Origin of the sequence: Bifidobacterium sp. ESL0690 (genome assembly GCF_029392315.1) — a bacterium.
Taxonomy (GTDB): Bacteria; Actinomycetota; Actinomycetes; order Actinomycetales; family Bifidobacteriaceae; genus Bifidobacterium.
This window is the reverse complement of record NZ_CP113939.1, coordinates 1,236,830-1,252,089: the sequence shown is the minus strand read 5'-3', so window position 1 is coordinate 1,252,089 and position 15,260 is coordinate 1,236,830. Positions and strand designations below refer to the sequence as shown.

Sequence of the window (15,260 nt, the reverse complement as noted above, 5' to 3'; positions counted from 1 at the left end):
TCCTGATCGCCTATGAGTCAATAGTAGCCGTTACCCGAAGAACAGCAACGATAAACCCATCCAGATAGAACACATCTACAAACAATAGGCCGTACCCGTCAAATCGAGGGATACGGCCTATTGGAAAACCTACTGAAGCGTCACAGTCAACATGACAGTCCAAGAAGACTCAGATGAATCTCACGGAGTTCTCGGCAAGCTTGCGTCGGGTCCTCTCGTACTTACGTTTATTGGCGGTGCCGATACAATGCTCGTTGCATGCCGTTTGAAACCCCTCACGCACACCGCCCAGCGCGGAAGCGGCGACGCAATAGTTGCCGTCCACACCCACAAGCTCCAGTGACCGGGCATCCATCGCACGCAGCCTCAAGGCTAGTTCAGGATTCGTGAAGGCGTTGCCCCGACGTTTCTCGAACACGTTACCGGATACCCTGTCAAGGCCCGCCACCAGTGTTTTCGGCGATTTGCGCGACTCGTAGAAGAACCGGTTGAGCACATAAAACACATGCTCCGGCGGATAGTCCGCGATCCTTCCATTTACCGCTTCGATAAGAGCCAGGGCATCATACGGGTGGCTTCTCCTGTTCCTGCCCTCGCCGACATATTCCTCCTGCATGTCAATCACCAGCAAACATCCAGCCACTGCTCTCACCTTCCCACTGGCACTGACGTGCCGTTCATGCATGTTCCCGAGTCATCACCATATCCATGATGCCGATGCTAAACACCGTAAGACTTCTTTTGGCAATCACGCAAGCATACGACCATACAAGCCGTTTCAGATTGCTTGTCTGGTCAGAACCATTCGAATGATTCTAAAAATAACTATACATTTGTGCCTGATAGGAGCAATCGGCCATCCTCCGATTGCCCCACACCCCATTCGTGCGAAAACAGAAAATGGGTCATGCCGGAACCGCGATCCCGGACATGACCTATCATCTATCGCCCACTATCTCATTCCTGTTTGGAACGAGACACTCTGTTTCGCATCCTGCTTTTGGAGAGACGAGCGGTTCCCAAGCCCAAAACAAGACATCCCACTGTAATCAACACGATATGACCTACGGCGCTTCCCGTGGATGCCAGCGATCCGACGTGCACGCTTTCGCCGGCCACGCGTGGCTTGCCGTAGCTGACCAGATGGTGGTTGTCGCGTCGGATGAGCTTCTCGCGCCAGTAGTGGTCGCCGGTTGTGACGTTGACGCCGGGACTTCTAACCTTGGTAGCTCCGGGGCGCACATCGACCGGTTTGGTTGTTACCTCGAGCCTGTCCTTGGAAACGTCGCCGGGGTGCCGGTCCCACAGTTCGAAGACGAGCTGGTAGCCATCGGGCATTGCGCCTTGAATGTAGGCGGTGTCGTGGATGGGCAAGCCGGGCACGCCCGTGGGGTCGGCCTTGGTGGTCACCTTGACGAGGTCGACGGTCTCCCCCGGTTCGCGGGCCGCGCCGGTGTGGATCGGCTGGTCGGCGGGGTCGGGTTCCGTGTTCGGGTCGGCGTTCGTGTCACGTGTCTGTACGGGATTGCTGTGGTAGAGGGCTGCTCGCCAGTAATAGGTGCCAGCCTCTTTCACGGTCGTCTCAGGGCTAACGACGTTCTTTTGGCCTGTCTTGAGCATGATGTGTTTGGAGTTCCACACCAGTTTGTCGGCCTTCGGGTTGTTGCCTTGCTCCTGCCGGTAGAGGCGGAAGACGAGGTATTGGCCGTCATGGACGGTTCCTTCTATCCTTGCGGTGTCGTGAATCGGGGCATCTGCGTCGACGACACGTTCGGTCGTGGTGGTCACGCGCACCACGTCCACCGATTCGGATGCGATGCGGGCGGGGCCGACGAACAGTGGCTCGGCCTGGACGGTGTCGCCCTTATGGGTGGCTGGACGGTAGACGACGTTGCGCCAGTAGTAGCAGCCGGGCTGTGTCGGTGTCCATTCGGGGCTTTCGACGCTTGCCGTTCCTTCGGCGACCGACTGGCGCTTGGTCGTGGCCATGAGCACGTCCTTGGACGGGTCGTTGCCGGAGTCCTGCTTGTAGATGCGGAACTCGGTGCGGGTGCCTTCTACAACGTGGCCGTCGAATAGGGCGGTGTCGTGGATTGGCTCGCCGGTGTGGGATTCGTGGTCGGTCGTCGTGTCGACGGTAATCACCTGTGTGGTCTCGTCAGGATTGAGCGCGGAGTCCGTGTAGAACGGCTGGCTTTCGAGATGGGACCCGTCGGGGTTGCCGTTGCCGTCCACGCCGGGCTTGACCGGCTCGCCGTCGCCCGCAAGGTTCTTGCGCGGCGCGGTGAGGCTGAAGACCCAGTGGTATCCGCCTACGTCGGGGCGCTCGTACTGCGGCCCGTCGATGGCGGTTTTGCCGTCCTTGAGTGCCTGTTCGGCCTGTGTTTTCGTGACCAGGATGCTGCCGTTGGGCACGTCGGGCCATGACGCGACATCGTTCTGCGTGCCGTCGTTCCGGTCTCGGGTGAGCATCCATGAGACCTGGGTGCCTTCGGCGACGGGTCCGGTGATGGTCACAGTGTCGGCGATCGGGTGGCCGGCGATCTGCATGGTCTCGGCCTCGCTGTCGGCTTTGATGATGCGGAACGTCTCGCGTGGCTCGCGTCGTACGCCGAGCTTGATGACTTTATGGGTGTCGTGGTCGCTGACCTCGACCTGCCAGTAATAGATGCCGGTCTGGGTCGGGGCCTGTTTGGAGCTTACGGCCTCGGTCTGCCCGCTGGCCAACGTCGTGTAACCGGTGGTCATAAGTTTCGTGTCGGTGGACTCGTCGCCCTGGCCCTGCTTCCAGAGGTTCCAGCGGATGTCGAGGCCGTCCATGAGGTCGTCGCGGATGTCGCCCGACTGCTTCCAACGGACGTTGGCGAGGTCGGTGTGGTCGCTGACGGCGGTACCGAGCTCGAACTCGGTGGCCACGTCAGTGACTGCGTCGATGGCACGGAACGATTCGCTTGGCGTGCCGGGCTTGCCGTGGTGCAGGTCGGTGTCGTCGCCGGGCAGACGGTAGTGTTCCTCGAATACGTAGTCCGTGGCATCAGGGACCTTGACCGGCTCGCTGGTGAACGTGTTTGTGTACGTGTCCGCATCGTAGCCGGCGAAGTCCTTGAGCGGCTTGCCCTTGAGGTCGGAGACCAGCCTGTCATCGCCAACGTGGTGCAGCTCGAAGCCGAGCGTGCCGTTCGGGTCGGCCCACCCTTCGATTTTGGCGGTATCCTGCGTGGTGCCGCCATTGCTGGACCACTTGTATGTCGAGGTGGTCACGCGGATGGCGTGGAACAGTTCGCTTGGCTCGTTGCGTTTGGCGTGCCACGGGTTCATGCCGTCCGGCGTGAAGGCCGTGCCGTCGGGTTTGGTCAGCGTGGCGACCCAGTAATAGTCGCCGGGGTCGGTGATGTGGATTGGTGTGCCATCGGCTTCCGTCTGCCCTTCCGTTGTGGTGATGGCCGGGGTTGTGCCTTTCAGCGCGTCTCCCCTTGTTTCGTTGTACGGGTAGGTTTCGCTCGTCTTGTGGTTGGCGTTGTCCTTGCGCCACAGCTCGAAGCCGAGCTTGTAGCCGGGGAGCATGTGGCCTTTGATGGTGGCGTGATCGTTCACGTCGATGCCGTCGGTGACATCGACGTAGTGGGCGTTGCCGGAGGTGTGCACGTTGTTGGTGCCGGTCACGTCGGTGTCGATGTGAACGACTTCGAAGCGCTCGGAATCCGTCTGTGTTCCCTCGTAGATCAGGTCGCGTTCGGGGTATCCGTCGTTCTGTTTCCAGTCGTCGGGCACGATTGTGGAGTCCGGGTCGATATGCGGGTCTCCGCCGTGGTTGTCTGGCGACCAGATGCGGAAGCGGAACTGCCAAGGGCCGATGCCGGGGTTCGTCATGACGGGTGCCTTGATATCCGTGTCGGCAACGTCGTGGTCGAGCGTGGTTCTTTGGGTTTCGGCGGTCTTTTCGACTGTGGTTCCCTGGTGCTTGTCCTGTTTCCATAGTTCGACCGTGTAGGAGCTGCCTTTGGGCAGACGTCCCTGGACGTGAAGGGTGTCCTGCACGTGCATCGTATCGGTGTAGAGCGGTTCGGCGGACGTGGAGGTGACGCGCACGAGCTCGAACGATTCGGCGGGGACGCGTTGGGGCGAGACCCATACCGTGTTGCCGTCGCGGTCGGTGACGACGGGACGCCAGTAGTAGGTGCCAGGCGTCCATGAGGGGTCGATGCCCACCGTCTCGCTTTTCAGGTTCTGGTCGGTCTTGAGCGCGTTACCGTCACGCGGCATGGTGGGCAGCGTGTGACTGCCGCCCTGCCAGACCTGCCGGTCGCCGGATGGGTCGCCTTCGCCCTGCCGCCATAGCGTGAACCGGTAGGTGGTGCCTTTCGCGGTCTGGCCGATCTGAATCGAGGTGTCCCCGTCGGATTGGCGGTAAGCGGTCTGGTGGAGCACGTCATAGACCTTGTCGGTCTTCTCGGCGTAGTGCGGGTCGGGGGTGCTGATTACTTTCCTTGAGGTCGTGGTCGAGTATTCCTGGACCGGCGTGCGTTCCGTGTCCTCGCCGTAGCTGCCTTGGTCGATCACCCTTCCGGCGGGGTCGGTGAGGGTGGCGACCCAGTAGACCATGCCGGGTCTGGCGATGATGAACCCGTCGGCGCGGAACGTGTAGCTTGAGCCGTTTCCTCGTCCGCCGAATCTGGCGGTGTCGACCGGGTAGGTCTTCTCGGCGAGCATCTGGTCGCGGGATGCCTGGGGCTGGCCGTCGTACCGGTAGGCTCGGACGGTGACCGTGCTGCCGTCGGGGATGTTGCCGTCGATGCCGTCGCCCACGGTGATGTCGTCGTGCAGGGGTTCGCCCACGGTTCCCATGGGCTGCGCCTTGGAGCTGATGCGCCCGCCTGCCGTAATGGTGGTGGTCTCGGTTTTCAGCCCGAGGTCGTGCGAGGCGACGGTGGTGCCGTCATCCGAGTGCAAGCTGGCGCGCCAGTAGACGTTGCCGGCAGTGCCGCTCACGGTCTCGGGGCTGTTGACGTCGATCGGCCGGCCTTGGCGCAGGAGCTGCAACTGTTCGGCACTCAATGTCACCTTGACGCGGTCGATGAGCGTGCCCGCATCCGGTACGGGACTGCCGGGCACAGCCTTGTAGGCGGTGAATTCGAGGTACGAGCCGTCGGTGAGGGTGTCCACGGCGTTGCTGGCCCCGCTGATGTGGGCGGTGTCGTGGAAGCGTTCGCCGACCTTGACCCGCTGGGGACTGGTGTCGGTGGTCATGTCGATCAGGCCGGGTTTCTCGCGGGTCACGAACGTGGACTCGTAGGGGTCGTCGTACGCGGTCGAGAATCCCGTGGCGCGGTCGCAGCCCGCGTAGGTGGCGGTGAACGTGTAGTAGCCGGTCGCCTGTGCGGAAACGCTGAATTGCGTGCCGTCGGAGAGCGGGTCGCCGCCTTTGCCTCCGGCGACCTTGATGTCGAGGTCGCCCTTGTATCCGGGCCCCATGGCGGCTATGAGCTTGGAGAGGTCGTAGTCGGCGGTGCGCAGGAGCTTGTGGTTCGCGTCCTGGGCGGGTTCGCCGCTGCCGGAGGGACGGTATTTCTCGTCCTCTTCCTTGATGCCCGCGTTCCCGCCGGAGGCGCCGGCCCACCAGACCTTGACCCTGAGCGTGGTCGTGTCGGAATGGAAGGCTCCGTCGCCTTTGAATGTGCCGAGATCACGGGGCAGGCCGTGGATATGGATCACATCGTGGATGTCCGCGCCGGTGGCGGCATGGGGTTCGGCGACTTCGCTCCATGCGGAGGTGTGCGCCTGTTGGGAGACGGCCTCGACGGCCTTGCCGAACGGGTCGATCCAGTCGCCCCGCACGTTGACGCGTTCCGTTTCTGGGGTGTCGCTCTTGCTGATCGTCCACAGCCAGTCGCCCTCGCGCCCGTCCTCGGGGTTCGTGTAGGCGGAGCCGTCCTTGAGGGCCGTGACATCGAACATGCCCAGATGGTCGGTGGTGAGCATGGCGGTGGCGGCGGGCTGGCCGAGCCGGGTCTTGACGCGGTTCAGGTAGTCGACGGGTGTCTCGCCCTGCTGGTTTGCGAGGACGGTGGCCATGGTTCCGGGGTTGCCGGTGAAATAGTAGCCTTTGGCGGTCACGTGGGTGCCGGGCACCCATTCGTCGCCCGGGGCGACGCCGAAGGTGACCCTGTCTCGGGCCTGGCCTCCACGTGCGAGGATGCGGGAGCCGCCGGTGTCGGTCGTGACGGTGGGCTGGAAGTCGCGGCGCACGTCGAACTCGATGGTTCCCTGCGTGGTCGGGTCGTTCTGCCGCATGCTGAACAGGTCCTGTTTGGCGGAGACGAGTTTCTGCGCGCTGGGGCTGCTGAACCTGATCTGGTAGGTCGCATGCCCGTTGCCGATGGCCGTCCATGGTATCGGCTGGTAGGAGCCGTTGGTGGTCACACTGATACTGTTGGTGCCGGTCTGATCGAACTTCACGAGGTTGTTGGTGTTGACCAGCGTATAGGACAAGCCCGCCACGTACCGGCCGGACGAGTTGCGGATGCCCGCGTCGATGATGCCGGTGCGTTTGGCCTGCGTGTACTTGTACGAGGCCTGCACGACGCTGGGCAACGCCCCCTCGGCCTGCGACCAGAATTGGCCGGCAAGGCCCGAAACCGCGTTGATGTCAGCGTTTTCCAGCTGCTTGGTGCGGTAGATGGACCAATGGCTGTCGCCCTGGTCGAGGTGGTCGTGAACCGCGAAGGCGACGGCAGCCTGCGTCATATCAGACATATCCCCCTGATGCTGGCCGACCATCGTCGCCCCGACCATGGCGTTATGGTCGGCCGTCGCCTGCCACGCCCCCGAGATCGCACCCAGAGGCACGCCCGACTCGATGCAGTAGACCGGATTGCCGTTGTCGAAGCCCTGCGGGCCCAGCCTTGAGCCGTGCGTGCCGTTGAACGTCGCCCCTTCGCGGAACGGCACGAACCAATAGCCAGGCGGAAGTGCCGCCGCCGAGGCTATGCCGGACGGAACCAGCACGGCCATCAGCGAGGCCACTGTCACGGCAAACACGACGGCCATCCTTCCGAATCCGTGTTTCCGATGATTGCTGTCGATGGATCGCCCGTACGGCCCGCCCATTCTTTGCTCCTGTTCCAGAAAGGGCTTCGGGGACGTTCCCCGAAGCGAATCCCGGAAAGGGATAAACAGAGGGAATCTCGTTCTCACCCGCTACGGGACCGGACCATTCTTCCCTTTTGAAACACGGGATTGGACGGACTGGGTTCTACTCAAAGACTTGGTATTGAAATCCGAGGTTCATGAATTCATGATTTCAGGCTTTCATGAAAACTTGCATCCGCCGAAGGCTATTCGGTCGGTATTGAAATGTTGTGCCAAGCGCCGCTGGTGTCGTCCGTGCCGTCGAAGTTCACGGTTCCGTCCCAGCCGGGCTTCTGTCCGGAGGAGGATGGAGGAGCCTGAGAACCTGGCGACGGCCGTGACGGGACCGGAGAAGGACGTGCCGCTGTTCCCGTCTGCGGTATGTTTCCGTTTGGTCGCCGGTATGCGGGCATCCGGTCTCCGGATGCTTTACCTGTCGAGCCTCCCGTACCCCGCTCTGCCGCCGACTGCTGGGCAGATGCATTGGCTTGGGCTTGTGCGTCGGCGGCTTGTCTGGCTTGCATATTGGAGTTGACATCGTTCATAGCTTGGACGATCTGCGCGTCGTTTCTGGATTCGATGGCTTTGGCGAGTCTGTCGCGAACGGCTTCGTCCTGCACTTTCCCGTCCGAATTCTTCAGTATCTGTTTGGCCTGTTCGACGGTCTTGTCGGTCCGGGAATCCTTGACCGCTTTCGTCGCTTTGCGTAGCCCGGTCAGATGAAGCCTGTACCAATCTCCGGCGTCACGTGCCGAGGTGTCTGCGGCTTTCAGTGCCAAGATGTCGTCGGCGTCGCAGGAAATCGTTTTCGGCTGTTTCTCATCGAGCTTCTTCGCCAACGCCGTTATGGTGTGCGGGTCAGCCACCATGGCTGGGTCAAGCGTCGCCATCGCGTACGCCTCGCCTTTCAGCAGTCCCGTATACGTCTTCATCGTCTTCCGCAAGGCCGAGACGTCATGCCGGCATGCCGAGCTCGCTGCTTCACGTTCATGCCGGTACATCATCCATCCTGCCGTGCCGGATACAACCAGAGCGATGGCCGCGACGATTGTAGCGACCATCTTCCATGTCCTGTTCACTTTGGGTTTTTCCGGGGCTTCCTTTGCCTCGCCACTTTTTTTACTCAATACCCTGCCCTTTGTGTTCATTTCCTGATGACCTGTTATATGGTCGCATAGGTTCGGCGGCGGCACACGCACGCGCGCCTGCCGCCGAGAATCCTGTTTTCATGAATTCATGATTCCTTGAATTCAGGCTTTCATGATTGCTGGCTTTCAAGCCACCCGCCGATCGCCTCTATGAGGCATTCCTCCATGCGCCGGCCCTGCGCGGAGGCTTCGGCCTTGAACCGACGTTTCAATATGGCCGGCACGCGCAGCGAGAGCATGACCTTCCGCTCGGAGACACCATTTGCGTTCTTGTCGTCGGGCTGCGGATTGAGGACATCCTTTAGCGGCGAGGGGTCTCGTCGTATCGGCGTGTAGTTGCCTTGCATCAGCGTTCCTCCCCCGTCATGTCGCGGCGTACCTGTTCGAGTTCGTTCAGCAGGTCCCGGTACTCGTAGGTTCTGGCGGGCCTTGACCCCAGGGCCTTCTTGACTTCCTGGCGTTTGGGTATCACTGTGTCGAAACGCGGTGTGGCCGCATCGCGCAGCGCCTGTTCGGTCTGTTTGAAGGCGGTGGTGTTCCGTTCGGCGCGGACGATGAGCACGGCCGCGCTGGTGGTCTTCCTCGCCTCGTCGAGCATGGCCCATGCCTGCTGCAGGTCCAGCGGGGAGTCCGAGGTCGGGATGACGACGAAATCCGCCGACCTGATCGACGCCTCAAGCAGCCGCCCCTGCGGCGGCGCATCAACGAAATCCCAGCCGCCGTGTGCTGGCCCGCCATCCTGCGCAGCGAGCCGTCCCAAGGTGCTCAGGTTGGCGGGTCGGACTTCGAAGCCCAGTCCCGTGCCGTCGGTTTCGGCGGCGTCGGCCCATAGGCTGGCCGAGCTTTGCGGGTCGGCGTCGTACACCGTGGCCGCTCCTCTCCCGTGCCGGTCGGTGACGGCCGTCGCCAGATAGATGGCGGTGGTGGTCTTGGCGACCCCGCCCTTTGCGTTCGCTATCGCTATCCTCATGGTTTCCTTCTTTCCTGATTTATTTATTTATTTATTTCTTGTTTTCATGAATGCTTGATATCCCGAAATCATGATTTCCTGATTTCGTATCCCGTTTCCCGGCACAAACCGGGTTCCGTCCATCAAAAGAGCGCTGACTGGGCCGACCGCACTTCGGCTTCGGGGCCGTCTTCGGCTTTGGCGGCTTTCTCGGCGGTGCGCCGAAAGGCCCTGTTGCGCGACTCGATGCTTCTGGCCTTGGCGACGGCATCGGGGTGCGCTGCGAGCCATCGGGCGAAGTCCATGGTTCTTTTGCGTTCGGAGCCTTCCGGTTGCAGCCCGTCGAGGGCGGCGAGCCGGGTGACCTGTTTGCGCATCGTCCATGACAACCCGCCGAGGATGCCGGAACGGTCCTTGCGCACGATGGCCGAAGCGAGGCATACGACCCTCACCGGGCATTCCCGACAGATCAGAGCGCCGGCCCTCGCGAGCTCGCGGCCCGTCCTGGTGCCGGTCAGTTCCTCGTCCAAGCCCCACAGGCGGTCGGCCCAACGTCGCGGGAACTGGCGGCACAGAGGCGTACGGCTGCCCTGATTACCGGTGATGTTCATGATGCGCTTCCCCTCCCGGCCAGTTGCCTGCGGTATCCTTCGCCGCCGATGAAATGGAACCGGCGATGGTCTCCCGCTTTATCGGATTTCGTTTTGGCGTTTTCCTGGGCTTTTCTGGCCTCGGCGTTGCGCCTGCCGAGGCCGTGGTTCTCGCGGTTCCTTTCGTCGTATCGGCACAGCGGACATTGGGAGCCGGGCAGGTCGCCGTCTATATGCGTCTGGGCGTCGGTGGTGTGGAACTCTCCCGCACCCCAGACCGGGACGGCCCTGGCGTTGGGCGTGGAGACCTTGATGGCCCGGTGACGTTCGGCCGGTCCGGCACCGGCCTGTGCCAGCATCACGGCCCCTTTCGGATCGCATGCCATCTGTGCGACGATCCGGTCCCATTTGCGTTCCAGCGCGGCGGGGCCGGTGATGACCTTGCGCCAGAACCCGTCGCGGAGCGAACCGTGCGAGCCGTCGGCCGGAAGCAGCGCCCATTGCGCGACCACTCGGCAACGGGCAAGCCCTTGTACGGCAATCAGACGGTTCGCCGCCGCAAGCTCCCGGCGTCGCGGACGGGACGGGTTAGCCGTCGCTTCCAACACGGGAGGCACCGGCAGTTTCGGCTCGCGACGCATGACCTCGGCCATCACCGCACACAGTCTCTCGGCCTCAACGTCTTCCTCACTCTTCTCGCTTTTCTTGGTTTCATTCCGAAGCGTGGCCTCCCCTTGCGGGGAGGTCTCCCGTAGGGAGAGAGGGGTATTTGTTCTATTTGTTGTGATATCTGTCTTCCTATCAAGTGGCTCACCAGTGAACCCTCCGGACGGCTCACCGGCGTACCTCCTTGCGGGTTCACCATGGCCGGAACGCGTTTCAGTCTGCAGGCTCATTCTGGACCCACCGGAATCAGGTCTTCCGGGTTCAGCATGCTGAGGGCTCGTTGTGAGCCCTCTGCCTTTCCTGCCTTGGCGTTCCGCCCTGGCCTTCCGGCCGGGTTTCTCGCTGACCTGTTCCAAGGCCACGTTCATGCAGCACTCCCACACGATGGGCCGCCATTGCGGGGCAAGCCAGCGGCCGTGCTCGTCATGGCGCGCGAGGTCCTGGTCGCCACGTCGGATGACGCCGAGCGCCTCCATGTCGTGAAGGGCGCGTTTGACCGTTGCCCTGGAACAATGCGCCTCGGCCGTCAGGGTCTCGATGGTCGGCCATGCCGACCGGCCATCCGGCTGGCACCTGTCGGCCAAGGCGATCAGAACCAGACGAGCCGAGGCGTTCGGGCACGGGGCCTCACGCAACGCCCACGACGTACACTGCCAGCTCATTGCTTCCGCCCTTCCCCATCCCCGCGGCACAACAGCCACAGGAGCGATAGACAAGGCGCGCAAACCGCAAGCACCGACAACGATGCCGCCGTCATCCACCCGATACGGATGCCCCATACATGACGGCAGACCATGCGAATCAGCACCGCACCGGCAGCGAACAACGAAGGCCCCGTCCCCCAGACGGCCAGCCACAGAAGAACCGGTCGGAGACCAAGCCCCTGACCCGCGCTCAACGCCGTCCTCCCGAAGAAGGATGCGCGAGCATGCATGTGACCCGGCCGACAGGCTCGCCCGGAGGGGGCGCAGGCGTCCGACCACGGCCAATCATGAAACGGATAACATAGGATGCGGCGGGAGAGCATACCGTCCCCGACCGCCTGATACACTTCAACATGTGCGATGACACTCCTGACAATGCAAAGCACCGTTTTCGGGAATCCCTACCAAAGAAGACCCGAAAACGCTGCGGATTGTTATTGCATAGCTGTCTTTCGTCGTGGGCACGGCGGAAGACAGCCCCCTTTCTCCGACTTTCACCACCCTGGGCAGGAAATGGCAAACGTCAGTTTAAAATAGTCTTTGTAAGTTTACAACTGTCATAGTAATATGTTGTTTGACTCTTTTCAAGTGTTGCCTTAAAATGAGTGTCGCATCATCGGCAGCAGAACAGGGAATCCATGGCAGACAAGAAACAAGACGACAGAGAGCCTGCAGGCGGTTACGAGCAGCGCGTCGTTTCATGGAACGTCGCGGCGCTGCTTGCTGACCGAAAGCTGTCGAAAGCGTCTCTGGCAGCCGCGTTGGGCATAACACGCCAGTCCTTGTACGCGAAAATGAAATGCAGTACCGTATGGACGGTTCCCGATCTCGCTGAAACTGCGGAGTTTCTAGGGACAAGCGTTCAATCGCTGCTTGACGACAGACTAATGAGAAGCGTAAAGGCAAGCCTGAACGGGCAAACCGACTAGCACCATTGCGAAAACAAGCGAGAAGCAGCTGCGAATTGTAGGTTCGACCAACGGTTGGTTTATTCTCCATCCTCAGTACTCCTCTCGGTTAGTATGCAGGTTCGCCCGAAGGCAGGCTATTATCTCCTCCTTCGGATACATGATTCGCCGACCTATCTTCACCCATTTCGGACCGATTCCGGAACCCCTCCACTCGGAAAGAGTCGATTCGGGTATTCCGATGATGTCATGAATGTCCTTTGTGGTATTCAGTGGCCGCAATTCCTGCGCTACTGCTGCGAAGATGTCGTTATCGGTTTCCATAGACCCTCCCCGTTCCCCTTTGACGGCCCGTTTCTTTCCGAATTGGACCATTTGCAGGGTTCAGTTTCACTTCGAACCGATCGGCAAGAAATTCGTCTGGCCGATAACCGGTGAGCTGCGCAAATATGCCGATCTCGCCGAGCCTAATCTCGACATCACCATTGAGCCTGCGCGAGGTCATGTCCGCAGACTGACCCCAGGCGCGCGATAGCTCTGCGACTCGGATGCGCTGCGCACCCATCACGGCTCGAAGTCGCGAAGCGACCGTCTTGCTGAGTGTGTAGCTTCTCATTTAAACCTCCAAACAAGAAATTATTCGCGTATTTACGCGTAAATGTCAATTTAACAGACGGTGTTTTTTAAAAATACGCGCGTAAGAGCGTAAAAACGCGCTATGATGGTCGTATGGGCAGAAAGAAAATCGAAATTAGCCCTTTCGGTCGTGAGGTGTCAGCGGCGGTAAGGGCCGAGATGGGAATACGGCGAATTTCAGGAACTGAACTCGCCAAGCGCATCGGACGCGGGGCGACATACGTACGCCAACGAGTCAACGACAACCAGGAGTGGGCATTAAGCGACATCGAGGCGATGTGCCAGCTTTGGCAAATCACCCCAACTGGGTTGCTCGACTCGCACCGTCCGGAGCGCACAGACACGACGCAACAGACGAACCCTTAAAGGAGGTTCCACGCGCGTCGCGCGAAAGGAATCACAACAGCTATGGCACGAGTTTTCATCGACGACAGATGGTTGAAAACAGCCGATGACGGAACCACAGCAACACCAGCCGCGAAACGCAGCCTTGCAAACGCACGCGACCCATACAAGGCCCGAGTGCCGGAGAAATGGAGGTCAAGCCTATATGGCACCGGCAAACGCTGGAGGGCACGCTGGTACTACAGAAGATTTGACGGGACCAAAATCCAAAAAAGCAAATCTTTCGACAAGCTTGCCGACGCCGAGGCATACGAGGCGGGGATGGAGGACGACGTCCGGCAGGGACGCTATCGCGACCCCCATCAGGAAAGCCGTCTTTTCGGAGACATCGCAGAGGAATGGCTGACCACCAAGCTCGATATTCGCCCCGGCACGCTGGGCCGGTACCGACGGGAATTACGAGTATATATAAACCCCCAGTGGGGCACCACCCCACTGCGCGGATTCACGCTTCCCCTTTTGCAGAAATGGGTGAAGGCCCTCTCCGAAGGCGGCTACAAGGCAGATCTTCCCGGAGACCGTGACCCGAAACCATTGAGTCCCAGAAGCATCAGGAACATCGTCAAAGTGGTAATGGGTGGCGTATTCGAATACGCGCTCACCAACCAATGGATAACAGCCAACCCGATACGCAATGTGACCATTCCCAAAGTGGACAGGCACAACGACGACATGGTGTTCCTCGACATATCCGAGGTCGAGCTGCTTGCCGACGAGGCCCAGAACGCGGGACGGCCGGTAGATGCTCTCTTGGTGCGCTGGCAGGCGTATGTAGGGACCAGAATCGACGAGGCGCTGGCGCTGAAGGTAAAAGACGTCAACCTCACGACCCGGAGGGCATCGATTCGCAGGACATGGGCGGATGACGGCAACGGGCATCTAATTCTGGGAAAGCCCAAGAACGGGAAAAGCCGGAATGTGGCGATCCCAAGATTTCTTGTTCCGGGACTTCGGTTGCAAATCAAGGAACAGGCACAGGAGGATTTTGTCTTCCGGGCCGCACGCGGGGGCGCGATGAACGTAAAGAACTGGCGCAACCGTGTATGGAGGAAGGCGCTGAAGCTTGCCGGCATGGAGGACGAGGGCATCACCATCCACTCCCTGAGGCACACCTACGCGTCGATCGCGATAGCCAACGGGGCCGACGTGAAAACTCTGCAGAAGCAGCTGGGCCACGGCAGCGCGACCATCACGTTGGACACTTACGCCGGCTTGTGGCCGGAACGTCTTAACGATCTCGCGGACGCCGTGGATGACGCCAGAGCGAAGACGCTTGAACTGGCAGGCTAGGAGAAAACCGCCCTGAAATCGGTTTATTGGTTTGCTTCGAACCTCAACAACGAAAATCGTGTCTGAATCGTGTATCGGAAGGATTCAGACACGATTTTTATATTTTCTTCACCATCGAAACCGTCGCCATCGTCCGTAGAACTGAAATATTGAATCCGGTATCCCCTGCCAACACGTCCATCACCTCGAACCCACCGCACAGCGACGAAACCACCAAACTTCCGGTACACGTTCGCAGCCCATATCCTGAAAACGTCGGAAAACAAGGGATTCATCACCAATCCAACATAAAGGAAAACATGCATTCCGGTATCCGGAAAGTACCCGTCACAGGTGCCGAAAACAAGGGAGGTCTGCGGTCATCGTGTCTAATCGTGTCTGGAATCGAAAAAGCCTGAAATTCCGATGTCTTGAAAACGTTGGAATTCCAGGCTTTTCTCGTCGGGTCGGCGGGATTTGAACCCGCGACCCCTTGACCCCCAGTCAAGTGCGCTACCAAACTGCGCTACGACCCGAACAGTGCAAAGCACCGAGAAAAAAGTTTAGCACAAATGAGGCAGTGCCACTACTATCGGCGTGGCGCAGAGAATATTGGGGACTGAGTTGCACAGGTAGAAACTTTGGAACAGCAAGTCAAAAGTGTCGAATAGCAGTGAAGTAATAACAAGCCGAATTCTGTAAATATGCCCAAATACCACAGGCCTCAACACCATCGTAAAAGCATGACCCTCGTCTTTTGCTGAAGACAAATCTCAACGAGGGGCGTCGATACAGATTTACCAATAAGAATGTGGTTCAGATTCAACAATAAAATATAAAAATAAAAAATGTGGGTC

General features: G+C 60.1%; 10 protein-coding genes and 1 tRNA gene. 3 read left to right on the top strand and 8 right to left on the bottom strand.

Annotated elements, in window-relative coordinates; all coding sequences use genetic code 11:
• Positions 1 to 169: 169 nt before the first annotated feature.
• The 7 genes from OZX62_RS05040 to OZX62_RS05010 all read right to left on the bottom strand — a co-directional run bounded on the left by OZX62_RS05040 (position 170) and on the right by OZX62_RS05010 (position 11,260).
• The gene (locus OZX62_RS05040) at positions 170 to 643 is read right to left on the bottom strand and encodes an isochorismatase family protein (protein ID WP_277176923.1); all 474 of its coding nucleotides are present in this window, start codon (positions 641 to 643) and stop codon (positions 170 to 172) included.
• A 314-nt stretch (positions 644 to 957) separates the two neighbouring features.
• Positions 958 to 7,107 carry a hypothetical protein gene (locus OZX62_RS05035; RefSeq protein ID WP_277176922.1) on the bottom strand — a complete coding sequence of 2,050 codons (6,150 nt, stop codon included), beginning with the start codon at positions 7,105 to 7,107 and terminating at the stop codon, positions 958 to 960.
• A gap of 227 nt (positions 7,108 to 7,334) precedes the next feature.
• Positions 7,335 to 8,255, bottom strand: coding sequence for a hypothetical protein (locus tag OZX62_RS05030; RefSeq protein ID WP_277176921.1), 921 nt, complete (start codon positions 8,253 to 8,255; stop codon positions 7,335 to 7,337).
• Positions 8,256 to 8,386: 131 nt separating this feature from the next.
• Positions 8,387 to 8,623, bottom strand: a complete 237-nt coding sequence (locus OZX62_RS05025) for a hypothetical protein (RefSeq protein ID WP_277176920.1) — start codon at positions 8,621 to 8,623, stop codon at positions 8,387 to 8,389.
• Complete coding sequence (locus OZX62_RS05020; RefSeq protein WP_277176919.1) at positions 8,623 to 9,246, bottom strand: ParA family protein; 624 nt, start codon at positions 9,244 to 9,246, stop codon at positions 8,623 to 8,625. The genes OZX62_RS05025 and OZX62_RS05020 overlap by 1 nt, the downstream gene beginning before the upstream one ends.
• Before the next feature lie 122 nt (positions 9,247 to 9,368).
• Complete coding sequence (locus OZX62_RS05015) at positions 9,369 to 9,836, bottom strand: WhiB family transcriptional regulator (protein ID WP_277176918.1); 468 nt, start codon at positions 9,834 to 9,836, stop codon at positions 9,369 to 9,371.
• Complete coding sequence (locus OZX62_RS05010) at positions 9,833 to 11,260, bottom strand: helix-turn-helix domain-containing protein (RefSeq protein ID WP_277176917.1); 1,428 nt, start codon at positions 11,258 to 11,260, stop codon at positions 9,833 to 9,835. The genes OZX62_RS05015 and OZX62_RS05010 overlap by 4 nt, the downstream gene beginning before the upstream one ends.
• Positions 11,261 to 11,823: 563 nt before the next feature.
• Here OZX62_RS05010 and OZX62_RS05005 point away from each other — a divergent pair.
• The 3 genes from OZX62_RS05005 to OZX62_RS04995 all read left to right on the top strand — a co-directional run bounded on the left by OZX62_RS05005 (position 11,824) and on the right by OZX62_RS04995 (position 14,424).
• Positions 11,824 to 12,114: a helix-turn-helix domain-containing protein gene (locus tag OZX62_RS05005; RefSeq protein ID WP_277176916.1), complete on the top strand. Its 291-nt coding sequence runs from the start codon at positions 11,824 to 11,826 to the stop codon at positions 12,112 to 12,114.
• Positions 12,115 to 12,888: 774 nt separating this feature from the next.
• Positions 12,889 to 13,095, top strand: coding sequence for a hypothetical protein (locus OZX62_RS05000; RefSeq protein WP_277176915.1), 207 nt, complete (start codon positions 12,889 to 12,891; stop codon positions 13,093 to 13,095).
• 42 nt (positions 13,096 to 13,137) lie between these two features.
• The gene (locus OZX62_RS04995; protein WP_277176914.1) at positions 13,138 to 14,424 is read left to right on the top strand and encodes a site-specific integrase; all 1,287 of its coding nucleotides are present in this window, start codon (positions 13,138 to 13,140) and stop codon (positions 14,422 to 14,424) included.
• A 441-nt stretch (positions 14,425 to 14,865) separates the two neighbouring features.
• Here the strand turns inward: OZX62_RS04995 and OZX62_RS04990 are convergent.
• Positions 14,866 to 14,939 (bottom strand) — tRNA-Pro (locus tag OZX62_RS04990).
• Between the last annotated feature and the right edge of the window lie 321 nt (positions 14,940 to 15,260).

What these genes read in the sequence shown, in the direction of transcription:
- OZX62_RS05035 (WP_277176922.1), bottom strand. Translation starts at nt 7,107, where the DNA reads ATGGGCGGGCCGTACGGGCGATCCATCGACAGCAATCATCGGAAACAC.
- OZX62_RS05025 (WP_277176920.1), bottom strand. Translation starts at nt 8,623, where the DNA reads ATGCAAGGCAACTACACGCCGATACGACGAGACCCCTCGCCGCTAAAG.
- OZX62_RS05020 (WP_277176919.1), bottom strand. Translation starts at nt 9,246, where the DNA reads ATGAGGATAGCGATAGCGAACGCAAAGGGCGGGGTCGCCAAGACCACC.
- OZX62_RS05015 (WP_277176918.1), bottom strand. Translation starts at nt 9,836, where the DNA reads ATGAACATCACCGGTAATCAGGGCAGCCGTACGCCTCTGTGCCGCCAG.
- OZX62_RS05010 (WP_277176917.1), bottom strand. Translation starts at nt 11,260, where the DNA reads ATGGGGCATCCGTATCGGGTGGATGACGGCGGCATCGTTGTCGGTGCT.
- OZX62_RS05005 (WP_277176916.1), top strand. Translation starts at nt 11,824, where the DNA reads ATGGCAGACAAGAAACAAGACGACAGAGAGCCTGCAGGCGGTTACGAG.
- OZX62_RS05000 (WP_277176915.1), top strand. Translation starts at nt 12,889, where the DNA reads ATGGGAATACGGCGAATTTCAGGAACTGAACTCGCCAAGCGCATCGGA.
- OZX62_RS04995 (WP_277176914.1), top strand. Translation starts at nt 13,138, where the DNA reads ATGGCACGAGTTTTCATCGACGACAGATGGTTGAAAACAGCCGATGAC.